Origin of the sequence: Streptomyces sp. NPDC085866 (assembly GCF_044541035.1) — a bacterium.
Taxonomy (GTDB): Bacteria; Actinomycetota; Actinomycetes; order Streptomycetales; family Streptomycetaceae; genus Streptomyces.
In genome coordinates this window covers 574,873-598,354 of the sequence record NZ_JBITSQ010000006.1, presented here as the reverse complement: position 1 = coordinate 598,354, position 23,482 = coordinate 574,873, and the positions used below count along the sequence as shown (strand labels likewise).

General features: G+C 70.5%; 26 protein-coding genes and 1 pseudogene. 12 read left to right on the top strand and 15 right to left on the bottom strand.

Going from position 1 to position 23,482, the window contains the following annotated elements; genetic code table 11:
• From ACIF83_RS18480 to ACIF83_RS18470, 3 genes and pseudogenes are all read left to right on the top strand, one after another.
• Window positions 1–103: pseudogene (locus ACIF83_RS18480) on the top strand (ABC transporter); the annotation flags it as partial.
• A complete protein-coding gene (locus tag ACIF83_RS18475; protein WP_393472665.1) occupies window positions 100–918 on the top strand; it encodes an ABC transporter permease in 819 nt (272 codons plus the stop codon). The pseudogene ACIF83_RS18480 and the gene ACIF83_RS18475, both read left to right, overlap by 4 nt.
• Before the next feature lie 314 nt (window positions 919–1,232).
• Window positions 1,233–2,606, top strand: a complete 1,374-nt coding sequence (locus ACIF83_RS18470) for an MFS transporter (protein WP_399727952.1) — start codon at window positions 1,233–1,235, stop codon at window positions 2,604–2,606.
• On the opposite strand, the gene ACIF83_RS18465 is transcribed toward ACIF83_RS18470, so the two are convergent.
• The 3 genes from ACIF83_RS18465 to ACIF83_RS18455 all read right to left on the bottom strand — a co-directional run bounded on the left by ACIF83_RS18465 (window position 2,530) and on the right by ACIF83_RS18455 (window position 5,035).
• Window positions 2,530–3,426: an RNA polymerase sigma-70 factor gene (locus tag ACIF83_RS18465; RefSeq protein ID WP_393472659.1), complete on the bottom strand. Its 897-nt coding sequence runs from the start codon at window positions 3,424–3,426 to the stop codon at window positions 2,530–2,532. The two genes, ACIF83_RS18470 and ACIF83_RS18465, sit on opposite strands and share 77 nt — an antisense overlap.
• Before the next feature lie 112 nt (window positions 3,427–3,538).
• Window positions 3,539–4,735 carry an NAD(P)/FAD-dependent oxidoreductase gene (locus ACIF83_RS18460; RefSeq protein WP_399727948.1) on the bottom strand — a complete coding sequence of 399 codons (1,197 nt, stop codon included), beginning with the start codon at window positions 4,733–4,735 and terminating at the stop codon, window positions 3,539–3,541.
• Between the two features lie 141 nt (window positions 4,736–4,876).
• A complete protein-coding gene (locus ACIF83_RS18455; protein WP_399727945.1) occupies window positions 4,877–5,035 on the bottom strand; it encodes a hypothetical protein in 159 nt (52 codons plus the stop codon).
• 195 nt (window positions 5,036–5,230) lie between these two features.
• On the opposite strand from ACIF83_RS18455, the gene ACIF83_RS18450 reads away from it, so the two are divergent.
• The 3 genes from ACIF83_RS18450 to ACIF83_RS18440 all read left to right on the top strand — a co-directional run bounded on the left by ACIF83_RS18450 (window position 5,231) and on the right by ACIF83_RS18440 (window position 6,861).
• Complete coding sequence (locus ACIF83_RS18450) at window positions 5,231–5,722, top strand: helix-turn-helix domain-containing protein (RefSeq protein ID WP_393472652.1); 492 nt, start codon at window positions 5,231–5,233, stop codon at window positions 5,720–5,722.
• A gap of 88 nt (window positions 5,723–5,810) precedes the next feature.
• Window positions 5,811–6,407 (top strand): hypothetical protein, encoded by a 597-nt coding sequence (locus ACIF83_RS18445; protein WP_393472650.1) that lies wholly within the window; start codon window positions 5,811–5,813, stop codon window positions 6,405–6,407.
• A gap of 106 nt (window positions 6,408–6,513) precedes the next feature.
• Complete coding sequence (locus ACIF83_RS18440) at window positions 6,514–6,861, top strand: DUF2516 family protein (protein WP_398139273.1); 348 nt, start codon at window positions 6,514–6,516, stop codon at window positions 6,859–6,861.
• A gap of 19 nt (window positions 6,862–6,880) precedes the next feature.
• Here the strand turns inward: ACIF83_RS18440 and ACIF83_RS18435 are convergent, their stop codons facing one another.
• The 3 genes from ACIF83_RS18435 to ACIF83_RS18425 form a co-directional block, all read right to left on the bottom strand.
• Complete coding sequence (locus tag ACIF83_RS18435) at window positions 6,881–8,182, bottom strand: PP2C family protein-serine/threonine phosphatase (protein WP_393472648.1); 1,302 nt, start codon at window positions 8,180–8,182, stop codon at window positions 6,881–6,883.
• Between the two features lie 284 nt (window positions 8,183–8,466).
• On the bottom strand, window positions 8,467–9,552 hold the full coding sequence (locus ACIF83_RS18430) for an NlpC/P60 family protein (protein ID WP_399727940.1): 1,086 nt from the start codon (window positions 9,550–9,552) through the stop codon (window positions 8,467–8,469).
• A gap of 200 nt (window positions 9,553–9,752) precedes the next feature.
• Window positions 9,753–10,541, bottom strand: a complete 789-nt coding sequence (locus ACIF83_RS18425) for a class I SAM-dependent methyltransferase (protein WP_399727937.1) — start codon at window positions 10,539–10,541, stop codon at window positions 9,753–9,755.
• Between the two features lie 540 nt (window positions 10,542–11,081).
• Here ACIF83_RS18425 and mshA point away from each other — a divergent pair.
• The 3 genes from mshA (at window position 11,082) to ACIF83_RS18410 (ending at window position 14,712) form a co-directional block, all read left to right on the top strand.
• Window positions 11,082–12,419, top strand: coding sequence for a D-inositol-3-phosphate glycosyltransferase (mshA, locus tag ACIF83_RS18420; protein ID WP_393472639.1), 1,338 nt, complete (start codon window positions 11,082–11,084; stop codon window positions 12,417–12,419).
• Entirely contained in the window at window positions 12,412–12,912 is a 501-nt protein-coding gene (locus tag ACIF83_RS18415; RefSeq protein WP_398139080.1) for a YbjN domain-containing protein, read from the top strand. Before mshA ends, ACIF83_RS18415 begins: the two co-directional genes overlap by 8 nt.
• Before the next feature lie 144 nt (window positions 12,913–13,056).
• On the top strand, window positions 13,057–14,712 hold the full coding sequence (locus tag ACIF83_RS18410; protein ID WP_399727933.1) for a glycosyl hydrolase family 28-related protein: 1,656 nt from the start codon (window positions 13,057–13,059) through the stop codon (window positions 14,710–14,712).
• Here the strand turns inward: ACIF83_RS18410 and ACIF83_RS18405 are convergent.
• The gene (locus ACIF83_RS18405) at window positions 14,691–15,491 is read right to left on the bottom strand and encodes an AraC family transcriptional regulator (RefSeq protein ID WP_398139082.1); all 801 of its coding nucleotides are present in this window, start codon (window positions 15,489–15,491) and stop codon (window positions 14,691–14,693) included. The genes ACIF83_RS18410 and ACIF83_RS18405 overlap by 22 nt on opposite strands.
• A gap of 49 nt (window positions 15,492–15,540) precedes the next feature.
• Between ACIF83_RS18405 and ACIF83_RS18400 the strand changes: the two genes are divergently transcribed.
• A complete protein-coding gene (locus ACIF83_RS18400; RefSeq protein WP_393472628.1) occupies window positions 15,541–15,990 on the top strand; it encodes a DUF2000 family protein in 450 nt (149 codons plus the stop codon).
• A gap of 21 nt (window positions 15,991–16,011) precedes the next feature.
• Here the strand turns inward: ACIF83_RS18400 and ACIF83_RS18395 are convergent, their stop codons facing one another.
• From ACIF83_RS18395 to ACIF83_RS18380, 4 genes are all read right to left on the bottom strand, one after another.
• The gene (locus tag ACIF83_RS18395; RefSeq protein ID WP_399727929.1) at window positions 16,012–16,680 is read right to left on the bottom strand and encodes a DUF2637 domain-containing protein; all 669 of its coding nucleotides are present in this window, start codon (window positions 16,678–16,680) and stop codon (window positions 16,012–16,014) included.
• Between the two features lie 22 nt (window positions 16,681–16,702).
• Complete coding sequence (locus ACIF83_RS18390; RefSeq protein ID WP_399727926.1) at window positions 16,703–16,876, bottom strand: hypothetical protein; 174 nt, start codon at window positions 16,874–16,876, stop codon at window positions 16,703–16,705.
• 247 nt (window positions 16,877–17,123) lie between these two features.
• Entirely contained in the window at window positions 17,124–17,597 is a 474-nt protein-coding gene (locus ACIF83_RS18385; RefSeq protein ID WP_145875930.1) for a carboxymuconolactone decarboxylase family protein, read from the bottom strand.
• A gap of 102 nt (window positions 17,598–17,699) precedes the next feature.
• The gene (locus tag ACIF83_RS18380) at window positions 17,700–18,956 is read right to left on the bottom strand and encodes an MDR family MFS transporter (RefSeq protein ID WP_393472619.1); all 1,257 of its coding nucleotides are present in this window, start codon (window positions 18,954–18,956) and stop codon (window positions 17,700–17,702) included.
• A gap of 162 nt (window positions 18,957–19,118) precedes the next feature.
• Here ACIF83_RS18380 and ACIF83_RS18375 point away from each other — a divergent pair, with 162 nt between their 5' ends.
• The gene (locus tag ACIF83_RS18375; RefSeq protein WP_145875934.1) at window positions 19,119–19,880 is read left to right on the top strand and encodes a phosphoglyceromutase; all 762 of its coding nucleotides are present in this window, start codon (window positions 19,119–19,121) and stop codon (window positions 19,878–19,880) included.
• A gap of 209 nt (window positions 19,881–20,089) precedes the next feature.
• Here ACIF83_RS18375 and ACIF83_RS18370 read toward each other — a convergent pair whose 3' ends face one another.
• The 4 genes from ACIF83_RS18370 to ACIF83_RS18355 form a co-directional block, all read right to left on the bottom strand.
• Entirely contained in the window at window positions 20,090–20,557 is a 468-nt protein-coding gene (locus ACIF83_RS18370; RefSeq protein ID WP_399727921.1) for an STAS domain-containing protein, read from the bottom strand.
• A 308-nt stretch (window positions 20,558–20,865) separates the two neighbouring features.
• A complete protein-coding gene (locus ACIF83_RS18365) occupies window positions 20,866–21,027 on the bottom strand; it encodes a hypothetical protein (RefSeq protein ID WP_393472613.1) in 162 nt (53 codons plus the stop codon).
• A gap of 5 nt (window positions 21,028–21,032) precedes the next feature.
• Window positions 21,033–21,638 carry a DUF5994 family protein gene (locus ACIF83_RS18360; RefSeq protein WP_399727917.1) on the bottom strand — a complete coding sequence of 202 codons (606 nt, stop codon included), beginning with the start codon at window positions 21,636–21,638 and terminating at the stop codon, window positions 21,033–21,035.
• 24 nt (window positions 21,639–21,662) lie between these two features.
• Entirely contained in the window at window positions 21,663–21,977 is a 315-nt protein-coding gene (locus tag ACIF83_RS18355) for a PRC-barrel domain containing protein (RefSeq protein WP_399727914.1), read from the bottom strand.
• Window positions 21,978–22,653: 676 nt separating this feature from the next.
• Here ACIF83_RS18355 and ACIF83_RS18350 point away from each other — a divergent pair.
• On the top strand, window positions 22,654–23,482 hold an 829-nt coding region (locus tag ACIF83_RS18350; protein WP_399727911.1), incomplete at its 3' end, for an ice-binding family protein.

The window sequence follows — 23,482 nt, the reverse complement described above, 5'->3', positions numbered from 1 at the left end:
CGACGAACTGACCGTGCACACCCCCGACCTCGACGACGTCTTCTTCGCCCTCACCGGCGGCGGCGCCGGCATCCCCGACCAGTCCAAGGAGTCCCCCCGATGAGCTCTCCCCTGGCTCCCGCCCGCCCGGCCCGGATCTCCCTCGCCCTGCGCGACTCCTCCACCATGCTGCGCCGCAACCTCCTGCACGCCCGGCGCTACCCGTCGCTCACCCTGAACCTGCTGCTCACCCCGATCATGCTGTTGCTGCTCTTCGTCTACATCTTCGGCGACACCATGAGTGCGGGCATCGGCAGCGGCGGTCCGGACCGCGCCAAGTACATCGCCTACATCGTCCCCGGCCTCCTGCTGATGACCATCGGCAGCGCCACGATCGGGACCGCGGTCTCCGTCTCCACCGACATGACCGAGGGCATCATCGCCCGCTTCCGCACCATGGCGATCCACCGTGGTTCGGTGCTCGTCGGACACGTCATCGGCAGCGTGCTGCAGTCGATCATGAGCGTGGTCCTCGTCGGCGCCGTCGCCGTGGCCATCGGCTTCCGCTCCACCGATGCCACCGCCCTGGAGTGGCTCGCGGCGTTCGGACTGCTCGTGCTGTTCGCCACGGCGCTCACCTGGATCGCGGTCGGCATGGGCCTGGTCAGCCCGAACGCCGAGGCCGCCAGCAACAACGCCATGCCCCTGATCCTGCTGCCGCTCCTGTCCAGCGCCTTCGTCCCCCTCCACTCGATGCCGGGCTGGTTCCAGCCGATCGCCGAGTACCAGCCGTTCACACCGGCCATCGAGACCCTGCGGGGCCTGCTGCTCGGCACCGAGATCGGCAACAACGGATGGCTCGCCGTCGCCTGGTGCCTGGGCCTCGCCGTGCTCGGCTACTTCTGGTCGACGTCGAAGTTCAACGCCGACCCGAAGTAACCGCCATGACAACGCGGGCCACCTCCCGCGACGCGTCCCGTCCGAGGGCGGCGTACAACCGACATCCCGTCGGAGTGCGCCGCCCCGTTCGTGTGCCGGGCAAATGGGTGTCCCGTGCTCCAACTCCGCTGTTAGCGTGGGCCCGTGCCGGAATCAGACAGGGTGCGCCGTCGCTGAGAGCGACGGCGCACAACCCCAGTTCTCGCCGTCGCTCCTGAGCCCTTGGCCAGGAGCGCCTTCGTGGCGCTCGGATCTCCCTGTTCCGGAGCGCATCCATGTTCCCCTTGTCTGTTCGTCAGCGTCGGCGTGTCCTCGTGGCCGACCTCGTCTCCACGGCCGTGTTCCCCCTCGCCATCACCGGCGCGACAGCCGCTGTCCCCGATGTGACGGCCCAACTGCCGGGTGGGGCAGCCCTGGGTCCGTGGCTCGTCCTCGCCTACAACGGGCTCTTCGCCGCGGCCCTGTTGCTGGCGGGAGCGACGGCGGATCGCAGCGCCCGCACCCGCTTCTTCGCCGTCGGCAACCTCCTCGTCGCGGCCACCGGGCTCCTCTCCGCCCTCGCCCCCGACCTGCCGTCCCTGGTGGCACTGCGCGCGCTCGGCGGTGTCGGGGCGGCGATGTGTGCCGCCGGCGGATCCTCGATGGTCCTGGCCGTGTACCCGCCCGAGGAGCGGCGGAGGGTCTACGGCTACGCGGGCGCCGTGCTGGGCAGCAGTCTGGCGTTGGGGCCGGTCGTCGCCCAGGCCCTCATGGCCGTCGGAGGCTGGCGACTCGTCTTCGTCGTGCCGGGCGCTGTCGCCGCCGCAGCGGCCCTGGCCACGCTCGGACTGCCGGGCCTGCGCGACCCCGAGCCTTCCGAGAGCTTCGACCGGGCCGGTGCCGTCCTGTTCGGGGTGACCGTCGCCGCCGCGGTGACCGCGCTGGGGCTGGGCTTCGGGTCCGGCGTCCCGTGGTGGGGCCCGGCCGCGCTCGTCCTCGTCGCGGCGGCCTGCGCCACCGCACTCGTCCGCGTGGAACGGCGCGCTTGCGATCCCGCGATACCCGTGGACCTGCTGCGGATCCCCGCCTATCGCGCGTACGCCGTGGCGACGGGCGCCTTCATGGGGATGCTCGTGGTGGGACTGACCGTGCTCCCTCAGCTCGGCTCCGCCCAGCGCATGGGCCGGGGCGAGGCAGCGGTGATGCTCAGCCTGCTGACCGTGCCGTCGACGGTCCTTCCGCTGCTCGCCGCACGGCTCGCGCGCCGACTGGCCCGGCCGCTGGTGACCACCGCGCTGTTCGCCTGCACGGTCATCGCGCTCGTCCTCCAGGTCACCGACCGTCCCGCGGCCCTCCTCGTCGCGGCCGCGGTGGTCGGTCTGTGCCTCGGGTTGACCGAGGGCGTCCCGGACGGGCAGGCACTCAGGTACGTGCCCGCCCGGCGCGGAGGGGCCGGTGCCGCGCTGTTCAGCACGGCGCGGATGAGCCTGGAGACCCTCACCCTGGCGGCCGCCAACGGGGTGATGGCGGCTCTCGGCCCCGCCTCCGGAACGGCGGTCGCCGGAGCCGTGTGCCTGACCGCCGCCCTCGTCGTGCGGAAGTCCGTCCCCTCGCGCGGCGACGGCGTCTCGGTCAGCGCAGGGTCAGCGGGGTCTCGGACTCGACCCGGGTCAGCTTCTGCGGATTGCGCACGTAGTAGAGGCCGGTGATACGGGCCTCCTCCATGCGGATCGCCATGACACCGTCGATCTCGCCGTCCAGGCGGAGGACGAGTGCCGGGCTGCCGTTGACCACCGTGAGCTCGCTGGTGATCGTGGCCGTGGCCCTGCCGGTGCCGCCGACGATGAGGCGGGCCACCTTGTCCGCGCCGACGATCGGCCGCACCGCGGCCTGCTTGATGCCGCCGCCGTCGCTCACCAGGACGACCTCGGGGGCGAGCACGTCGAGGAAGCCCTGCAGGTCCCCGGTGTCGAGTGCGTGCCGGAACGACTCCAGAGCGGCCCGGGTCCGGCTCGCGGAGACGACCTCGCGCGGGCGGCGGGCGTCGACGTGCCGGCGGGCGCGGTGCGCGATCTGGCGGACGGCCGCGGGGCTCTTGTCGACGGCGGCCGCGATCTCGTCGTAGCCGACGTCGAAGACCTCGCGCAGCACGAACACGGCGCGTTCCGTCGGCGACAGCGTCTCGAGGACGAGCATCAGCGCCATCGACACGCTCTCGGCCAGCTCGACGTCCTGGGCCACGTCCGGCGCGGTGAGCAGCGGCTCGGGCAGCCAGGGGCCGACGTACGCCTCCTTGCGGCGGGACATGGTGCGCAGCCGGTTGAGCGACTGCCGGGTCGTGATCCGGACCAGGTAGGCGCGCTGGTCGCGCACCTGCTCCAGGTCGACCTCGACCCAGCGCAGCCAGGTCTCCTGGAGGACGTCCTCCGCGTCGGCCGCCGATCCGAGCATCTCGTAGGCGACGGTGAAGAGCAGGTTGCGGTGGGCGGCGAAAGCCTCGGTCGCCGGGTCCGTGGCGTGGTCGCTCATGTCTTGATCCCCCTCCTTCGCGGCCGGACCTGGTCGCCGGCGGCCTCCAAGCGTGCACGACGACAAGGCCGTTGCCTCGGCAGTCGATCCGGACCGGCCGAGCAATGTCTGGCTAGGCCTTCTGCTCGGCGACGGCCGGAGCCTCGCCGCGCCTGGCCCGCAGCAGCTGCCGGCGCTTTTCATCCTTGACCCAGGTGAGTGAGCCGGGCTTGCGTGCCTCGCCCGCCAGATGCTTGACGGTGAATCGGCAAACGAGCTCCTTGAGGTTCGCGCCAGGTCGGCCACCAAGATGGAGCTTGATCGCGGTGTCGTCCTTGGAGGCGAACTGGAAGACGCCGGCGCTTCGGCCCAGGCTGATGCACTGGCCGAAGAACCCCAGATTGATGGACACAGGCTGCTCACCAGCGATCCGGCTGAGCACCGTGTCGGCGGCATGTGCGCCGATCCTCGTGGCGGCCTGGCAGCTCATCCGGAACGGCAGGTCCGACGGCGCCGCCGAATCCCCGGCCGCGACGATGTGCACGTCGTCCACGCTGGTCAATGTCTCGTCCGTGAGCAGGCGCCCCAGGGCGTCGGTGCTCAGGCCGCTGCGGGCGGCCAGGTCCGGCACGCCGAATCCGGCGGTCCAGATGGTCACCTTGCTCGGGAGCTCACGGCCGTCACTGAGCTGCACAGCATCGCGCGTCACCGCCGTCACCTTCGCGTGCGGGCCCTCGATCACGGTCACACCGAGCTTGGCCAGCCGCTTGGCGACCGAGCGTCGTCCCCGCGGGTGCAGGTAGGGGCCGAGCACCCCGCCGCAGACCAGGGTCACGGTGCGGCCCTGCTCCGCCAGCTCGGCGGAGGTCTCGATGCCGGTCGGACCGGCTCCGACAACCGTCACCGCGGCCGTCGCGGGCGCGGCGTCGAGGACCGACCGCAGCCTCTGCGCCTCCTCCAGGCCGGCAATCGGGTAGGCGAATTCGGCCGCTCCGGGCACGCCGGGGTCGGCGCTGCCACTGCCCACCGCGTAGATCAGGTAGTCGTAACCGACCGTGCCGCCGGTCGCCAACGTCACGCTGCGAGCGGAAGCGTCAATCCGTTCCACAGTGTCGACCACCAGCCGGACGCCCTCGGCCAGGATCTCCCGGTAGTCGACGAGCGCGTCGTGGGACCCGCCCACCACTTGGTGCAGGCGGATCCGCTCGACGAACGACGGGCGTGGGTTGACCAGGGTCACGGTCACGTCTGCGCGCTGCGTCAGGCGGTTGGCCGCCATGACTCCGGCGTAACCGCCGCCGATCACGAGCACCTCGGTGTTCTCGGGCATGGCCTCTTCCTTCGCTTCGGTGGTTCGGTACGGGGGTTCGGTACGGGGGTTCGGTACGCGGGCTCGTGGGTCAGGCGGCGAAGGACCCGGGGCCGAAGCGGCCCCATGCGATGAATGCGGCGAGGGCGAGACAGATCAGGTTCAGCGCCACCTGAGGTCGTGGTGGCGGAGAAGGGTGATCATCGCGCCGACCATCAGCAGGACCCGGCAGACGGCGGTCACCGGCACCGTCACCGGTGCGACGCCGGCCAGGGCGACGACGGCGAGCAGTGCGGCGGCGATCCACGGTGCGAGGTTCATGAGGTCCTCCTTCGTTTCGGGAGTTCGGCCTCAAGACACCGCGGACCGGATCGCTGTGACAAGCTGTGATCCAGATCACTTCACGGGGCGAGATGTGGCGCTCTTGCGGCGACCGGGTGAAGTCCGGGCGTGGCGTGGCGCACTATTGCAAGCAGGTGCTTGCAATAGTTAGCGCGACTGGTGCAAGGTGGGGGCATGGCATCGCTCAACGTCGGCAATCTCGGTGAGTACCTGCGCGAGCAGCGGCGCAACGCCCAGCTCTCGCTGCGGCAGCTCGCCGACGCCGCCGGAGTGTCCAATCCGTACCTGAGCCAGATCGAGCGCGGGCTGCGCAAGCCCAGCGCGGAGGTGCTCCAGCAGGTCGCCAAGGCGCTGCGCATCTCCGCCGAGACGCTGTACGTCCGCGCCGGCATCCTCGACGCCGAACGGGATCGGGACGACGTGGAGACCCGCGCCGTCATCCTCGCCGATCCCTCGCTCAACGAGCGGCAGAAGCAGGTGCTGCTCCAGATCTACGAGTCCTTCCGCAAGGAGAACGGATTCGGGGTCGGCGAAACGGTGGAGGACCTCGGTGAAGGGGCAGCGGAGGAAGCGCCCAGCGACACCGATGACCCGAGCGACACCGCCGTACGCGGCACCCGCACGGCCGGCGGCAGTGATGCCGGTCCGCGGCGGACGGCCGGATAGAGCCGGACCCCGACAAGTCAGCCTCCGGGCGCCACACCGCGGACCACACCAACCCTCAGCCGAACGCGAATCCGGGAGGACCATCACCATGGCCATCACCGACGACCTGCGCAAGACCCTCAGCGACCCGACCCCGCTCTACTTCGCCGCCGGCACCGCCGACCTCGCTCTCCAGCAGGCCAAGAAGGTGCCCGGCCTGGTCGAGCAGCTGCGTGCCGAGGCCCCGGCCCGGATCGACGCCGTGCGCAACACCGACCCGAAGGCCGTGCAGGAGAAGGCCGCCGCCCGGGCCAAGGAGGCGCAGGCGACCCTGCAGACCAAGGTCAACGACTTCATCGGCACCCTCGACGTCGACCTCAAGAAGTTCGGCGAGAGCGCCCAGGACCTCGCCCTGCGCGGTGTCGGCGTCGCCGCCGAGTACGCGGTCAAGGCCCGCGAGACCTACGAGCGGGTCGCCGAGCACGGCGAGCAGGCCGTGAAGAGCTGGCGTGGCGAGGCCGCCGAGGAGATCGAGGAGCTGGCCATCGTCGTCGAGGGCAAGCCCGAGCCGGCCGCGGCCGAGGAGGAGCCGAAGCCGGCCGAGGCCAAGACCGAGCCCGCTGCGGCGAAGAAGCCCGCGGCCCGCAAGGCCCCGGCTCCCCGCAAGGCCACCACCGCGAAGAAGACGACCCCGCCGACGAAGTGAGCGTGACCGACGAGGCGTGGACGGGCCGGGCCCCATGGGGGTGTCCGGCCCGTTCTATGGGTACGGTGGCGAGGTACGGGTCGGGAGACGGCGGGCGGTGGACGGCATGCTGATGTTGGGCTTCGCGGGGTTCATGGGGATCTTGAAGATCATCCTGATGGCCCTCGCCGCGTTCGGTCTCGTCGATGCCGCATTCCGGCGCGAGGACGCATTCCGCGCGGCCGACAAGCAGAACAAGGTCTTCTGGCTGATCATCCTCGGCATCGCGCTCGTGGTCAGCTACCTGTTCTCGATTCTCGGCATTCTGCCGATCGCCGGCTTGGTGGCCAGCATCGTCTACATCGTCGACGTACGCCCCGCGGTCAAGCAGGTCTCCGGCGGCGGCGGCCCGGGCCGCCGCCGCGGCGGAAGCAGCAGCGACGGCCCGTACGGGCCGTACAACGGCGGCCGCTGAGCCCCCCCCGGCGGGGGGCTTACGGCATGCGGTCCAGCAGGACCACTGCCACGTCGTCCGTCAGCTCTCCGCCGTTGAGGTCGCGGACCTCACTCACCGCGGCCCGCAGCAGACCCTCGCCCCGCAAGCCCTCGGAGAGCTGGCGGCGGATCATCTCCACCATCCCGTCCTGGCCCAGGCGTTCTCCGCCCACGCCCACCCGGCCCTCGATCAGACCGTCGGTGTAGAGCATCAGACTCCACTCGGCACCCAGCTCCACCTGCATCCGAGGCCAGCGGGCGCCGGGGAGAAGGCCGAGGGCGGGGCCGTTCTTGTCGTACGGCAGCAGCTTCGCGGTGCGGCCGGGGCGGGCGAGCAGCGGGGCCGGGTGTCCGGCCAGGCACAGGCCCGCCGAGCGTCCGTCCGGCGCGATGTCTACCGTGCACACCGTCGCGAAGATCTCCTCGTCCGCGCGCTCGTGCTCCAGCACCTGCTGGAGCGTGCCCAGCAGGACGTCGCCGGACAGCCCGGCCAGGGTCAGCGCCCGCCAGGCGATGCGCAGCTCCACGCCGAGCGCGGCCTCGTCCGGGCCGTGGCCGCAGACGTCGCCGATCATGGCGTGCACGGTGCCGTCCGGGGTGCGGACGGCGTCGTAGAAGTCGCCGCCGAGCAGGGCCCGGGAGCGGCCTGGGCGGTAGCGGGCGGCGAACCGCAGCGAGGAGCCGTCCAGCAGCGGCGTCGGCAGCAGCCCGCGCTCGAGCCGACGGTTCTCCTGGGCGCGCAGCCGTCCCTCCGCCAGGCGGCGCTCGGCGGTGTCGGATCGTTTCCGCTCCACCGCGTAACGGATGGCGCGGCTGAGCAGGCGGCCGTCCAGTTCGTCCCGGAACAGGTAGTCCTGGGCGCCGACGCGCACGGCCTCGGCGGCGCGCTCGGCGTCGCCGGAGGCGGTCAGCGCGAGCACGGCGTGCCGGGGCGCCAGCTCCAGCACGTGCTTGAGCACGGCCAGCTCGTCGGCGTCCTCGTCGTCGGCCCGGCCGGGCGCCGGAAGCGCGAGGTCCAGCAGGATGCAGTGGACGTCGTCGGTGAGCAGCCGCCCGGCCTCGGTGAGGTTGCGGGCGGTGCGGACGCGGATCGGCTTGCCGGAGGCGTCCAGCAGTTCGGGCACGATCGGCGAGCCTGCCGGATCGTCCTCGATCAGCAGCAGTGTGAGAGGGGCGCCGGTGGCGCCGCCGGCCGTGGCGCTACGCGGAGCCTCTTCCTTGAGGGGACCGCCATGGGCGGCCTGCGCCTGACCACTCTCCGCGGCCGGGATCGCTCTCTGCCGCGGTACGGGTACGGGCATCGTCTTGGTTCCTTCCCTCCCCCCGAGGGCAGGCGGGGCGAGGGACCTCGACCCACCGTCGGGTGACCATAGCGGTACTGCCCGCCCCGATGGAATGGTGTGAGCCCCGTCGCTCGGGCGCAGTCCGTTGTCATATGCCGCGATCCGTATCGCAGTTGGACAGGACGGCCGGCGAGCTGGGATGACGAAGCTCACGTATCGCCCGGGTTTGTGCGGGGGTTGGGCGTGCGGTGGGTCACACGGGAGAGCTGCGGGGGTGCGTGGGGGCCGTCACATGACCTGGCTCACGCGTCCGGCCGTACGACTCCCAGGATCGGCATCGAACCGGCGCCCGCGACCGTCACCGTACGTCCGGGCCGCGGGGCGTGGATGATCGCGCCGTCGCCGACGTACATCGCGACATGGCTGGCGTCGTCGAAGTAGATGATCAGGTCGCCGGGGCGCATGTCCTTGACGTCCACGTGCTTGAGCTGTTTCCACTGCTCCTGCGAGGTGCGCGGGATGGGGCGGCCGGCGTTCAGCCAGGCCTGGGAGGTCAGGCCCGAGCAGTCGTAGGACTTGGGGCCCTCGGCGCCCCACACGTACGGCTTGCCCAATTGGGCGGTGGCGAACTCGACGGCCTTCTTGCCCTGCGCGGAGGCCTTGCCGTTGATCTCGTCGAGGACGCCGGTGTCCAGCCACTTGGTCTGGGCCTGGTAGGCGGCCTGCTGCTCCAGCTCGGCGAGTCGTTCCTTCTCCTTCTTCTCCAGCCGGGACTCGAGCTGCTCCGCCTCCGAGATCTGCTGCTTGATCTTCTTCTTGGCGGCCGCCTTGGCCTTGCGGTTGGCCTCCAGCTTCTGCCACTGGGCGGAGGCGTCGTCGGCGTAGCCCTGCAAGTCCTTCTGGGTGCGGGTCATTTCCGCGATCAGTTTGTCGGTCGCCCGCTGGCCGTTCAGCACCGTGCCGGCCCCGTCGATGAACTCCTGCGGGTCGTCGCTGAGCAGGAACTGGGCGGTGGGCGGCAGTCCGCCGGTGCGGTACTGGGCCCGGGCCGACGCGCCGGCCTGGTTCTTGAGCCGTTCCAGCTTCTGCTGTCCCTCGACGATCTTCTTCGCCAGTTCGACGATGCGGGCGGACTGCTCCTTCGTCCGCTCCTCGGCCGCGTTGTAGGCGTCGGTGGCGACGGCGGCGTCGTGGTAGAGCGTGTCGAGCTTCTCGCGGACCTTCTCAAGGTCCTTGTTCGGCGGGGGAGTCGGGGACGCGCTCGGAGACGTGCTCGTGCTCGGTGTGGGGGTCGGGGCGGCGAACGCCGTGCCGGGTACCGCCAGTACGGTCACCGCGCAGACCACCGTCACGGCGGCCGTGAGCAGACCGCGCTTGCCCGTACCCATATGTTCCCCCAAGCTGATTTACCGTCAGTAACTTACGGTCGCCCGAGGGATCGTGCCACGGCGACGCGCAAAACGACAGAGGTCAGGGGAAGTCGGATTTTCGCCCCGCCCATCCGGTGCACTTCCCCCTGTCCACGCCGATCACGACGATCGGCGCGCCGATGTGACGAACGACGCGAGGAGATCGTTCCCGAGGGTGCTCAGTACCCTCGCGGCGCCAATGCCCTCCAGGCCACCGTCACTTCCCCCTGGCGCCAGCGCGCCGGTGAGTCCGTTATGGGCCAATCGGTACGTAGGTCCCGGACCGTACGGATCCAGCGCTGGCGGGCGCCGTAGGAGGCGTAGGGGGCAGCGGCGGCCCAGGCGCGGTCGAAGTCGCGCAGGAAGGCGTGCACGGGCTCACCCGGCACATTGCGGTGGATCAGGGCCTTCGGCAGCCGCTCGGCGAGGTCCGAGGGGCGCTCCAGGGAGCCGAGCCGGGCCGCGAAGGTCACCGTCCGGGGCCCCTCGGGGCCGAGCGCCACCCACACGTGCCGGCGCCCGATCTCGTCGCAGGTCCCCTCGACCAGCAGTCCGCCCCGCGAGCCCCCGCCCGCCGGCGCGAGCCGTGCGCACAGCCGCTCCCACACGGTGGCGACCTGGTCCTCGTCGTACTGGCGCAGCACGTTGGCGGCCCGCACGAGCACCGGCCGTCCGGGCACCGGGACCTCGAAGCCGCCGTGCCGGAAGACCAGGCCCTCCCGCTCGTACGGCTTCGCCGCCGCGACCCGCTCCGGCTCGATCTCGACGCCGACCACACGCGCCCGGGGTGCGGCGGTCCGTAGCCGGCCGAGCAGCTCGACCGCGGTCCACGGCGCCGCCCCGTACCCGAGGTCGACCGCCACCGGGTCCGCGGCACGCCGCAGCTCGGCGCCGTGCGTGGCCGCTATCCAGCGGTCCATGCGCCGCAACCGGTTGGGGTTGGTCGTCCCGCGCGTCACCGTTCCCACGATGGGGGTCCCCCCGGTCGAGCGAAGCCGAGAGTGGGGGAGGGGCGTCGCGCGGGCTGTCATACCTACGAGGGTAGGCGGACCCCAGGGGGCCGGATGCCGGCGCCGGTAGGTGGGGCGCCAGTACTGCGGCACGGTCGGGTCGGCCGGCGTCGGGCCCTCGCCGAACTCCCGCCCGAGGGGGTCGCGGTCCAGGTCGGCGGGGCGGAGTCCCGGATCCACGGGCCCGAAGCCCCCCGGCGGCCTGCGGTGGCGGGCCGCCTCCTCGGTCACCGCGCCGAAGCGCAGGTGGCCGGCCCGCGCCTGCCCGGGGCGGGGCCGGCGGAGCGCCGCGGACGGCGGAGCTGGACGGCGGCGGGGTGGCCATCGCGTGTCTTCCTCGGGGCGTGCGGCACCTGTCGAACGGTTGAGCGGGTAGCGGTAATGATTCGGTAAAGGCTGCCGCAAGGGAATTCGAGCTGCCCCCGCCGCTGTTGCACCCCCGTGGAGGGCGAGGTCGGTCCTCCGGCAGGCATGCCCGCAGCAAGGAGGAAACGCCACGTGAGCCAGTACGTCAGCAGGCTCGGGCGTCGCTCCCCGGCGGCCCCCTCGCGGCTCAGGCTCCACCGCAGGCCCCGCCGCGTCGCCATGCTCTCCGTGCACACCTCACCGCTCCACCAGCCCGGCACCGGTGACGCCGGCGGCATGAACGTCTACATCGTGGAGCTGGCCCAGCGCCTCGCCGCGATCAACGTCGAGGTCGAGATCTTCACCCGGGCCACGGCCGGCGGCCTCGAGCCCACGGTCCAGCTCGCGCCCGGCGTCCTCGTCCGGCACGTCGACGCCGGCCCCTACGAGGGCCTGGCCAAGGAGGACCTGCCCGCCCAGCTGTGCGCCTTCACGCACGGCGTGATGCAGGCCTGGGCCGGCCACCGCCCCGGCTACTACGACCTCGTCCACTCCCACTACTGGCTCTCCGGCCATGTCGGCTGGCTCGCCGCCCAGCGCTGGGGCGTCCCCCTGGTGCATGCCATGCACACCATGGCCAAGGTCAAGAACGCCAACCTGGCCGACGGCGACACCCCCGAGCCCGCCGCCCGGGTCATCGGCGAAACCCAGATCGTCTCCGCCGCCGACCGGCTCATCGCCAACACCGCCGAGGAGGCCGACGAGCTGGTGCGGCACTACGCCGCCGACCCGGCGAAGGTCGCCGTCGTGCACCCCGGCGTCAACCTCGACCGCTTCCGCCCCGCAGACGGCAGAGCCGCCGCCCGCGCCCGCCTCGGCCTGCCCCAGGACGCGCTGATCCCGCTCTTCGCGGGCCGCATACAGCCCCTGAAGGCCCCCGACGTGCTGCTCCGGGCGGTCGCCGTTCTGCTGGAGGAGCGCCCGGAGCTGCGCTCCCGGCTCCTCGTACCCGTCGTGGGCGGCCCCAGCGGCAGTGGTCTGGCCAAGCCCGAGGGGCTGCAGAAGCTCGCCGCGCGGCTCGGCATCGCCGACGTCGTACGGTTCCGCCCGCCGGTCGGCCAGGAACAGCTCGCGGACTGGTTCCGTGCCGCCTCCGTCCTCGTCATGCCGTCCTACAGCGAGTCCTTCGGCCTGGTCGCGATAGAGGCGCAGGCCGCCGGCACCCCGGTGCTCGCGGCCGCGGTCGGCGGCCTTCCGGTGGCCGTGCGCGACGGCGTCACCGGCTTCCTGGTCACGGGTCATCATCCGGCCGAGTACGCGCACGTGCTGCGCCGTTTCGCCGACGAGCCGTCCCTGCCCGCCGAGATGGGTGCGGCCGCCGCCCGGCACGCGCAGTCCTTCGGCTGGGACACCGCCGCGGCCGCCACCGCCGACGCCTACATGGCCGCGACCCAGTCCCACCGCCGTCGCGTACGCTCCCAGCATGGGTGATGTGGAGAAGGCGGCGCAGGTCATCGAGGAGGTCCTGAAGGACGCCGAACTGGAGTGGGAGAGCCCGGAGCCCGGCACCTACGTCGTCAAGCTCCCCGGCACCCGCAAGCTCTCCACCACGGTCTCCCTCCTGGTGGGCCGCCACACCCTCTCCCTCAACGCCTTCGTGGTCCGCCACCCCGACGAGAACGAGGCGGGCGTCCACCGCTGGCTGCTGGAGCGCAACCTCAAGCTGTACGGCGTGAGTTACGCCGTCGACCGGCTCGGCGACGTCTACGTCACCGCCCGCCTGCCCCTGACCGCCGTCACCGCCGAGGAGATCGACCGCCTCCTCGGCCAGGTCCTGGAGGCGGCGGACGGCGCCTTCAACACCCTGCTGGAGCTGGGCTTCGCCTCCGCGATCCGCCGGGAGTACGCGTGGCGGGTGTCCCGCGGCGAGTCGACGCGGAACCTGGACGCGTTCAAGCATCTGATCGAGCGCCCGGCCGACTGACCGTCCCTCGGTAGCAGTTCACCTGCTCTCGGTAGAAGCTCGCCCGTTGCGCCCCCTTCCCCGCACCGGGGCTCCGTGGCATGCTCACCGCCAACGCATTCCTGAACGTCGTTCATATCCATGAATACGAAGGGGCGGCCGGACATGAACCACGGGCACGTCAGCAGACGGACACTCCTCGCCGGCGCCACCGCCGTCGCCCTGGGCGCGGCAACCGGCACGGCGACCGCCGCACCGGCGGAGGTCCCCGCCCTCTGGCGGGAGTTCACCCGCACCCCCTTCACCCACCCGCAGATCCCGTACGTCGGCCGGGCGGGCCGGCGCGCCGGATCGCGCCGCTTCCCCCGCCCCCGCACCTTCGCCGACGTCACCGACTACGGGGCCGTACCCGACGGCACCACGGACTGCGCCCCCGCGATCAACCGTGCCCTCGCCGCAGCCGGAAGGGCCGGCGGGGGCACGGTCACCATCCCGCCCGGCACCTTCCGCATCGACGACGTGATCCGCGTCGCCGACCCGAACGTGGTCCTGCGCGGCGCCGGCAGCGGCCGCACCACCCTGTACGCCACGAAGAACCTCACCGAACTGATCGGCGTCTACGGCTCCCGCTACGGCGGCGACAAGTCGTCCTGGTCCTGGGCGGGAGGCCTGATCTGGCTGGCCCCGAGGGCCCGTTGGAACTCCCTGGTGGCCGCGATCCGGGCCCGGGCCTGGCCCTTCGAGGGCTGGACCGGCAACAAGCGGGACGAGTGGACGACCCTCACGACGGTCGAACCGTCCCTCCGGGGCTCGTGGACGGTGACCGTGGCCGACACGGACCGCCTGGCGCCGGGGCAGCTGGTCCTGCTCCGTCTGGCCGACGACCCGGCCCACACCCTCCTGCAGCACATGTCGGGCGGCGGCCCGGGCCCCGCCGCCTACACCTGGGACGACAAGACCAAGCTGACCTCCTACGTCCCCTACGAATGGCCCGTCCGCATCACCCGCGTCCACGGCCGCCGCATCACCCTCGAACGCCCGCTCCCGCTCGACCTGCGCCCGGAGTGGGACCCCCGACTGACCACGCACGTCCAGGAGTTGACCGGCTCGGGTGTGGCGGGCCTGACCCTGGAGGCGATCGAGACCCCGCAGTCCCCGCACCTCCTCGACAAGGGCTACAACGGGGTCGTCCTCCAGTGCGCCTACGACTGCTTCGTGGACGACGTCACGGTCCGGCACGTGGACAACGGCTTCGGCCTGGTCGCGGCCTCGGCCTGCACCCTGCGCCGTACCCGGGTCGCGGGCCGCGGCTCCCACCACCCGTACTTCTGCCGCGAGGGCTCCCACGACAACCTGATCGAGGACTTCACCATCGAACAGCGGACCGTGCCCGCGCCCGCCGGCACCCAGCTCCACGGCATCAACGTCGAGGGCCTGTCCTCCCACAACGTCTGGTCGCGCGGCGACATGCAGATGGGCACCTTCGACTCGCACCGCGGCCTGCCCTTCGCCGACGTGCGCACCGACATCACGGTGAACAACAACGGCCGTCACGGCGGGGACGCCAGCGCCGGCCCGCTCTTCGGCGCCCGCTTCACTCACTGGAACATCCGGGTCACCAACGGCCGCGCGGGCCTGATGAAGATCGACGGCCTGGCACCGTACTCGGCGACGGTCGGCCTCGACACCGTCACGGAGTTCGACCAGATCGACGTCCCCGACTTCACCGGCGACCTGCACTCCCGCCTGGAGCTGTACGGCACCACGGACGCGGTGCGCCCGCGCAACCTGTACGAGGCTCAGCGCGAACTGAGCCGGTAACGCCCCGGGGTGACCCCCACCAGCTTCTTGAAGTGCCGGGTGAGATGGGCCTGATCGCAGAATCCGGTCGCCACCGCCACCTCGCCCGGCGCCAGCCCGTCCAGCAGCAGTCGGCGGGCGCGGCCGACGCGGCGGGAGATCAGGTACTGGTGCGGGGGGATGCCGTAAGCGGTGCTGAACGCCCGTACGAGGTGGGCGGGATGGGCGTGCAGCACCCGTGCGGCCCCGGTGAGGGCGAGCCCCTCGACGACGTGCTCGTCGAGCAGCTCCCGCAGCGAACGGGCGAGGGCGGGGTCGGGACGGTCGGCGCCGCTCTCCCGCCGCCGCAGGTGGTCCCGCAACCGCTCGCCGACGAGCGCCAGCCTGCTCTCCGCCTCCAGCTCGTCACCGGGCCGCCCGAGCGCACCGTGCAACTGCCCGACCCGCAGCCGCAGCACGGGATCCCGGAGATCGGGCCCGTCGACGGCCGCACCGATCAGCTCGTCCCCGAGGTGGCTGCCGTCCAGATAGAGAACCCGCTTGCGGAAGCCGTGCGGGGTGGCCGGGGAACCGTTGTGCGGAACGTGCGGCGGCAGCAGCGACACGCTGTCGTGCGGGGTCCCGTGCTCGTGCCGGTCGAGGTCGTACCGCACCGCCCCGTCGTCCACGATGAGCAGCGTCCACGCGTCGTGGACGTGCATCGGATAGGCGTACTCGGTGAAGTGGGCGTGGAAGACCTCCACGACACCCGGGATGCGGGGGCGCCAGGCGGAGACCTCGGGCTGGGCTGGGGCGGCCACGCAAAAAACGTACAAGACGGTGCCGTACGACGGTCGGCAGTCTCACCCCATGAACACCGAACAGCATCCCGACGCCCCCGCCGAGCCGATCCGCTTCGACACCAGGATCGCCGTGCTGCTCCGCGCGGACCTGGAGCCCTGGCAGCGCCTGAACGTCACCGCGTTCCTGGTCAGCGGCCTGGGCAGCCGGGTCCCCGAGGTGATCGGGGACCGGTACGAGGACGCGGACGGCGCGTCGTACCTGCCGATGTTCCGCCAGCCGGTGCTGGTCTTCGAGGGCACTAAGGAGACCCTGCAGGCGGCGCACGCCCGGGCCCTCTCGCGCGCTCTGCCGTGCGCGGTGTTCACGGCCGACCTCTTCACGACGGGCAACGACCGCGACAACCGCGCGGCGGTACGGGCCGTGCGGACGGCGGATCTGGACCTGGTCGGCCTGGCGGTGTACGGCCCCCGGAACGGGGTGGACAAGGTGCTGAAGGGGGCGCGGATGCACCCGTGAGGGCGACGGCCGCGCACCCCTTCACGACTTGGACGTCGGCCGGTCGGGGGGTGTGGCGTGCCGGGGCCGGCTCCTGGACGAGATCTGGCCGACGAGTTCCCAGAAGCACACCAGAGCGGTGAGCGGCGGAATTCCGAAGATGACTAACGACAGCAGCGCATGTGACGAGTGACTGACACACAGCGCCACGGCCATCGCGGAGGCGGCCACCACGACGCACCAGGACCGCCGCGCACTCCGCCGTTGAGCGGTGGCCCGAATCACCGAAAGAGCTGCCACGAACCACGGCCCGTACACCGTCAGCGGCCAGCATTGCGCCAGTCCCGTCGGCAGCACCGACGAGGCGATCCCGCGCAGTTGGCCGTAGGAATAGCAGACGGACCAGGCCAGCATGGCCACCGCGCACAGCGAGACCGTCGCGATCAGGAACGAGATGTGGGTGACGCGCCGACCGCCGTCGAGGAAATGGGATTCGTGGCGGGGGCGTCGACGGCTGCTCCTGCGCGGGGACGGGATGCTCAGCGGGGTGGTGGGAGCGGGGGGCACACCGACCGTCGTGGACAGCATCTGGGCCAGCTCTTCGACCGGGTCCCAGTCGTTCGGTGCGATGTCCGGTTCCGGGACGCTCCAGGCGCCGTCGTAGAGACCGGCGTCGTCGTAGAGACCGGCTTCGTCATGAATCCTGTCCATCGATAATCCTCCGGCCCCCGCCTCAGGAAGCTCCGTACAGATCCGCCATCGCCCGCAGATATTCGGTTTCCATTCTGTTGATATTGTTCAGGAAATCATCGAGCAGGTCCGAGCACGACTTGAGGCCCGCGTCGCCGTCCCAGTGGAGCACGGTCATCGGATGATCTTCGCCTGCGTACCAGTTGAATCGCGTCATGACCACCTAACGACGGTCACTGGAGGCGGGGTTGTGAGGCATTCGGGGGACGCGCGTCGCCCGAAAGGGGAGTTTTTGAGTGTCGGTCAATATATGCTTGAAGGAAATGTGAATACTCGGGCAATTACATTCCCTGAGTACTGGAATTAAAATGCTCGGTGCCGGCGGGGGCGTGAGGGCGGCCTACGCGCGCCCCCTCCGACAGGGTTGCCGAAGGGGGCGTGGATGTTCGTGAGGCGCTGGTCGTTCAGCCGAACATGCCGGGCTCGTAGTCGCCCGCGGGCTGCTGGACGACGACGTTCAGGCGGTTGTAGGCGTTGATCAGGGCGATGAGGGAGACCAGGGCGGCCAGCTGGTCCTCGTCGTAGTGCTTGGCGGCGTCGGCCCAGGCCTCGTCCGTGACGCCGCCGGCCGCGTCGGCGATCCGGGTGCCCTGCTCGACCAGCTCCAGTGCGGCGCGCTCGGCGTCGGTGAAGACCTTGGCCTCCCGCCAGGCCGCGACCAGGTGGAGGCGCTGCGCGGTCTCCCCGGCGTGCGCGGCGTCCTTGGTGTGCATGTCGGTGCAGAAGCCGCAGCCGTTGATCTGGCTGGCGCGGATCTTCACCAGCTCCTGGGTCGCGGCCGGCAGGGTCGAGTCCGAGATCGCCTTGCCCGCTGAGTTGATGTACCGCATGAACTTGCCGGCGACCGGGTTGGCGAAGAGGTTCAGGCGAGCTTCCATCGTGGACTCCTGTGTCGTTGCTGTTGGCTACACCTGCTTGACGGAACGACTCGGTGAGATGTGACAGAACTGAATGTGGCCTGCGTCACTCGATCGCCGGGGTCAGGCCGCCTGCTCCGACGCCTGCGGCCGCTGCTGTCGCCCGGGTGTCGCCGCGTCCCCCTCCGCGGGAAGCCGTCGCATGAGCACGCCGTACCCCACCCCCGCCACCGTCCCGACGGCCGCGCACATGGCCCACAGCCACTCCGCGCCGAACCGGTCGATGACGGCGCCGGACATGAGCGGCGCGATCAGGGCGGCGACGGACCACGAGAGCGTGTACATGCCCTGGTAGCGGCCGCGTCCGTGCACGGGCGACAGCCGGACCACGAGCCCGGTCTGGGTCGGCGCGTTGACGATCTCGGCGAGCGTCCACACGCACACGGTGAGTGCGAAGACCCCGACCGACCCGGCGAAGGCGGTGAGCCCGAAGCCGTACCCGGCGAGGACCGAGGAGACGACCAGCAGTGTGCGCGGATTCCGGTACTCGATGAAGCGTGTGACCGGGATCTGCAGGGCGACGATCAGGATGCCGTTGACGGCGATGGCCAGGCCGTAGTCGGCGGGCGAGAATCCGGCCCGCCCCATGGCCACCGGCAGACCGACCGAGCCCTGCTGGAAGACGAGGGCGACGAGGAAGGACAGCCCGACGACGGCCATGTACCGCCCGTCGCGCAGCACGGTCATGAGGCTGACGTCGGCGTCGGCCTGCCTGGCCGTGGCGGTGGGCCGGGACTCGGGCACCTTCAGGAACACGACGAGCGCGCACGCCAGCGTCATCCCGGCCTCGATCAGGAACCCGGCGAGATAGCTGAACTCGGCGATGAACCCCGCGCCCATGGAGGAGACGGCGAAGCCGAGGTTGATCGCCCAGTAGTTGAGCGAGAAGGCCCGTACCCGGTCCTCGGGCCGCACGATGTCGGCCATCATCGCCTGCACCGCGGGCCGGGAGGCGTTGGAGGCCATGCCGACGAGGAAGGCGACGGCGGCGATGGCGACGGGGTCCCGCATGAACCCGAGCAGCGCGACGGACCCGGCGGTGGCGGTCTGTGCGATCAGCAGCGTGGGCCGTCGGCCGAGCCGGTCGGCCATCACCCCGCCGCCCAGCGAGGAGACGACCCCGCCGAGCCCGTGCAACGAGGCCACGAGACCGGCGTACGAGGCCGAGTACCCGCGGTCGAGGGTCAGGTAGAGCGCCATGAAGGTGGCGACGAAGGCGCCCAGCCGGTTGACGAGGGTGCTCGTCCACAGCCACCAGAACTCACGGGGGAGCCCGGAGACGGTCTCCCGGGCGGCTCGTCTCAGACGGGCGACTGACATGACGGAACCCCCACGATGCACGGTGTTGTAAGTGGCTGCAACCAATCGCGCAACTTACAAGGGGTGGCTGGATCCCGGCCACTCAATTAACAGATGCCGTCAACTGTCCGGCTGCTGGGCGCGGGCCCTGGCGGGTCGAATGCGTGGATTACGCTCTGAGGCATGGCCGACGCACCGTACAAGCTGATCCTCCTCCGCCATGGCGAGAGCGAGTGGAACGCGAAGAACCTGTTCACCGGCTGGGTGGACGTCAACCTCAACGAGAAGGGCGAGAAGGAGGCGGTCCGCGGCGGTGAGCTGCTCAAGGACGCCGGCCTGCTCCCCGACGTGGTCCACACGTCCCTCCAGAAGCGCGCGATCCGCACCGCGCAGCTGGCGCTGGAGTCCGCGGACCGCCACTGGATCCCGGTCCACCGCTCCTGGCGCCTGAACGAGCGCCACTACGGCGCCCTGCAGGGCAAGGACAAGGCGCAGACGCTCGCCGAGTTCGGCGAGGAGCAGTTCATGCTCTGGCGCCGCTCGTACGACACCCCGCCGCCCGCGCTCTCGGACGACTCCGAGTTCTCCCAGGCGAACGACGCGCGCTACGCCTCCATCCCGCCGGAGCTGCGCCCGAAGACGGAGTGCCTGAAGGACGTCGTCGTCCGCATGCTCCCGTACTGGTACGACGGCATCGTCCCCGACCTGCTCGACGGCCACACCGTCCTGGTCGCGGCCCACGGCAACAGCCTCCGCGCCCTGGTCAAGCACCTGGACGGCATCTCGGACGCGGACATCGCGGGCCTGAACATCCCGACGGGAATCCCCCTCTTCTACGAGCTGGACGCCGACTTCAAGCCGGTGACCCCGGGCGGCAGGTACCTCGACCCCGAGGCGGCCGCGGCGGCGATCGAGGCGGTCAAGAACCAGGGCAAGAAGAAGTAAGTCGGAACGATCAAGGCCCCCACCTGCGATTTTGTCGCGGGTAGGGGCCTTGTTGCAGTGCTGGCCGTCTCTGGGCCGTGAGCTGCTTGACCGGGCCGTCAGGCGGCAGGACCGGAGGAGTGTGGCCCCGGCTGCTGCCTCTCAGGCACTGGGCATTGCGCTGCCAGCGGTTGAGTCGGCGCAGACGGACCGCGTCCATGGCGGACTGCTCATGGCCACTGGGTTTCTGCGGTTGCCCTGTCTCGCATCGCTCTCTCACCACACACGCTCGGGTAGGCCGGCGCGGCAGAAGCGATCTGGTGCGGGGGCCCCGGATCAGACACATGCCGCAGGGCCGCCCGGCTCGCGGGGAGGTCGCTCGGGAGGCCGAGGAGCAGCGTGCCACTGCCGGTGAGGGCGATGATTCGAGCCAGTACCTGTGGTGGGTGGTGCAACCGCAGGGATCCGCCGGCCACGACGATGGCCCGCGCCGCATGCAGGAAGGCGTTGAGGCCGGTCACATCGCAGAAGGTGACGGTCGTCAGGTCGACGTCGATGGTGCGGATGCCGTCCCGCAGGCATCGCCCCAGCCCGTCGTGCACGAGGTGCTCTGTTGTCAGGTCGATCTCACCGGCCAGGGTGATCAACGCCCGGCTGTGTCTGTCGTGCCGGTAGAGGGTCAGCTGTGGGATGGCCATGGCGCCTCGGTTCAGGAGACCGGCCGGGCAGCGCCGTACGGGCCGGATTCCCGGCTCTTCCTGCGCTCCGTACACGGTCGTGCTCTCGTGCGGAGAGGCGAACGGCCGGTCCAGCGGCCTGTGTTCCAGGCGTAGGGCCAACTGGTTCCCTCGGGGGATGCGCCGGGCGATCGGGCGGAGTCCGCTACCGCAGGCAACGCGCATCGGAATCTGGGACTTCGACGTCTCTGCGCGGCACAGTCGCGGTCAGGGCCGAGGCCCCTTCCACTGAGCCGTTGTCGCAGGCTGAGCCGATGGTGCAGGCGGGTTCACTTCTCCGTACGGTGCCACGGCCATAGCCGCCACCTCCGGGGACGGCCGGAGGGCAACGTCGCCAGACGATCGTCGTGGCTCGCAGTGAACAGCTGAATCACGATCACGCCCAGGGCGATCATCGCGAGGAGCACGCTCACCGTCGCGAAGGTGTCCATGCCTCTCACACTCCTTCCGCCGGGGTCGGCACGTGACCGATGACCGCTCTGTCAGGCGTACGTGAGTCCGGGTGGCGGGCGTCATGTCCGCCTTCGTAGTCCCAGAACGCCTCCCGGTACGAGTCCGAGTCGGCCTCCGCCTCTGCCGCGGTCCGGAAGCGTTCGGCCTCTTGGATCAGGCCGGTCGCCGTGAGGCTCCGCGACGGGTCGGCGGCCATGGTCATCAGCCGGGCGGCGGTGACCGGCTCTGTCTCCGGTGGGACCACGAGCAGGTCCCAGCGGCCGACGGTGTAGGAGAGCAGCAGCAGCTTGTGCGGGTCTTGCTCGGCCTCGAACCAGCCGACGTGCACCACGTGCCCGTGGACGGGCACCTTTCGCGGGATGACCGGCCAGAACGTGGGGTTCACCGTTACCCGGGTGATCCGCCCCCACAGGGGATCGAGGACCTCGATGAGCGCCGGAAGCTCCGCCGCCAGGTCGCGGGAGCGGGGCCACCAGGCACCGTCGATCAGCGCCGGAGCGGTGTCGCCGGGTGCCAGCACGAGTCGGGGCGGCAACGAAGAAGGGGTCCGGTCTTCGACCGCGGGCGTCAACAGAATGGTCGCGGTCATGATGCGGACCCAACCCCGGGCCGGTCACGGCCGGCCCGGTTGTCGTGAATCGCCGAGAACGACCCGGCGTGGAAGCCGGTGTACGAAATGCTCTCGGTAATCACCAGGGTACTCCTCGTCGAGGCCCGACGGACCGATGCGGAGCGACGGGTTGAACGGATCACGCGCCCCTGGTCGTCCGCCGCCGGAGTCAGCGGAGGAGACCTTGGCGTAGCCCGTCCCGAGGACTGCCTCGTCGAGGGGGACGACGACCAGGTGCTGGCGGGTGGGCAGGCCGGTCCGGACGGTCGCCATGGCCGGTTGTTCGGTGGTGGTGTCCACGTAGATCGCCTCGAGCACTCCGATCTTGTGGTCCTTGGTTCCACGGAATGTGGCAGCGCAGCTGCCGGACCGGGAGCCCCGGTACGCGCCGGGGTCGCTCTTCCGGGCGGTTGCACGTGAGAGTGCATCCACCCAAAGTCGAGACACTTCCGCATCTTCCGATCGGATACGGCCTGAATATCGCGTCGGTCGTGCTCTTCCTCCTCGGCGCCTCCATGCGCCGCCCGAAAGTTAAGTGCAGGCTGTGGTCAAATCCTCTTCGCCTATCCCGGGACAGCGCGAAGGTGTCGCTCCGGTGACGCGCAGAAGCCGGTTGCCTTCCCTGGCCTCACGCAAAGCTTTCATGACCTTCTGGCGGTACACCTTCCGCTCCGCCATTGATACGACTACTGCTCCGGAGAGAACCGTGGAGCTGCTTATTCACTCAACACGCCGGTGAGATGCTGGGTGTCGAATGGGGGCGGTATCGGCCCAGGGGCTACGGATGTATGAATTTCGTCGCCGCCTGCGCCGACCAGGCAAGTGACGTCACCGTGTCGCCCGCCTCAACTAAGCAGAAACGACCATTCAGCCCATTAATAGTTTTCTGAGCATTTGCGATCAGCTCGTCAGGTTCGGTGAAGTCACTCGCATGGATCGTAATCCGGCGATTGCTCCTGAGTAATATGCCAGCGACAGAAGCAGGCGATTCTGCGTGACTGAGAACCGCCAAATACGTCTCCATCCCCTCACAGGAGTTGGCCCTTCGATGACGCTCAATATCCCTGTGGCGCCTCTACGGCGCACTTTTTCGGTATGGACCGCGGCGGTACTTGCCGTGGTGATCTCCGCTGTCGTAGTCGCCGTGACGTCGACACAGGCGAGTGCCCTCGCCACGTTTGTGGATCTGGGTAGGGCGGACAGCTTCGCGGTTCTGGCCGGTTCGGCAACCACCAACACCGGCCCCTCGGTGATCACCGGAGATGTCGGAGTGTCTCCGGGAACGTCCATCAGCGGATACGGGCCGCCCGCCGTGGTGAACGGAGCCCAGCACTCTGCGGACACCGAGGCTCAGGATGCCCAGACCGACCTGATCGCGGCGTACGACGATGCCGCCGGACAGGCATCCAACGGGGCACTTCCCCCGGACGCCGGTGGCATTACGCTGCCTCCGGGCGTCTACACCTCCTCCTCCACTCTCGGGCTCACCGGCACCCTCACCCTGGATGCCAAGGGGGACCCCAACGCCGTCTGGGTGTTCCAGATCGGTTCGGGTCTGACGACGCAGTCCGGCAGCAGCGTGTCCCTCATCAACGGCGCCTCGCCGTGCAATGTGTTCTGGCAGGTCGGCAGTTCGGCCACCCTCGGCACCAGCACCGCGTTCGTGGGCAACATCCTGGCCATGACCTCGATCACTGCCACCACGAGCGCGACCATCGAGGGGCGGGCGCTGGCCCGTAACGGTGCCGTGACGCTGGACACCAACACGATCACCCGGCCGGAGTGCGCGTCCGGCACTACCGGTGGAACTACGGGCACCACGT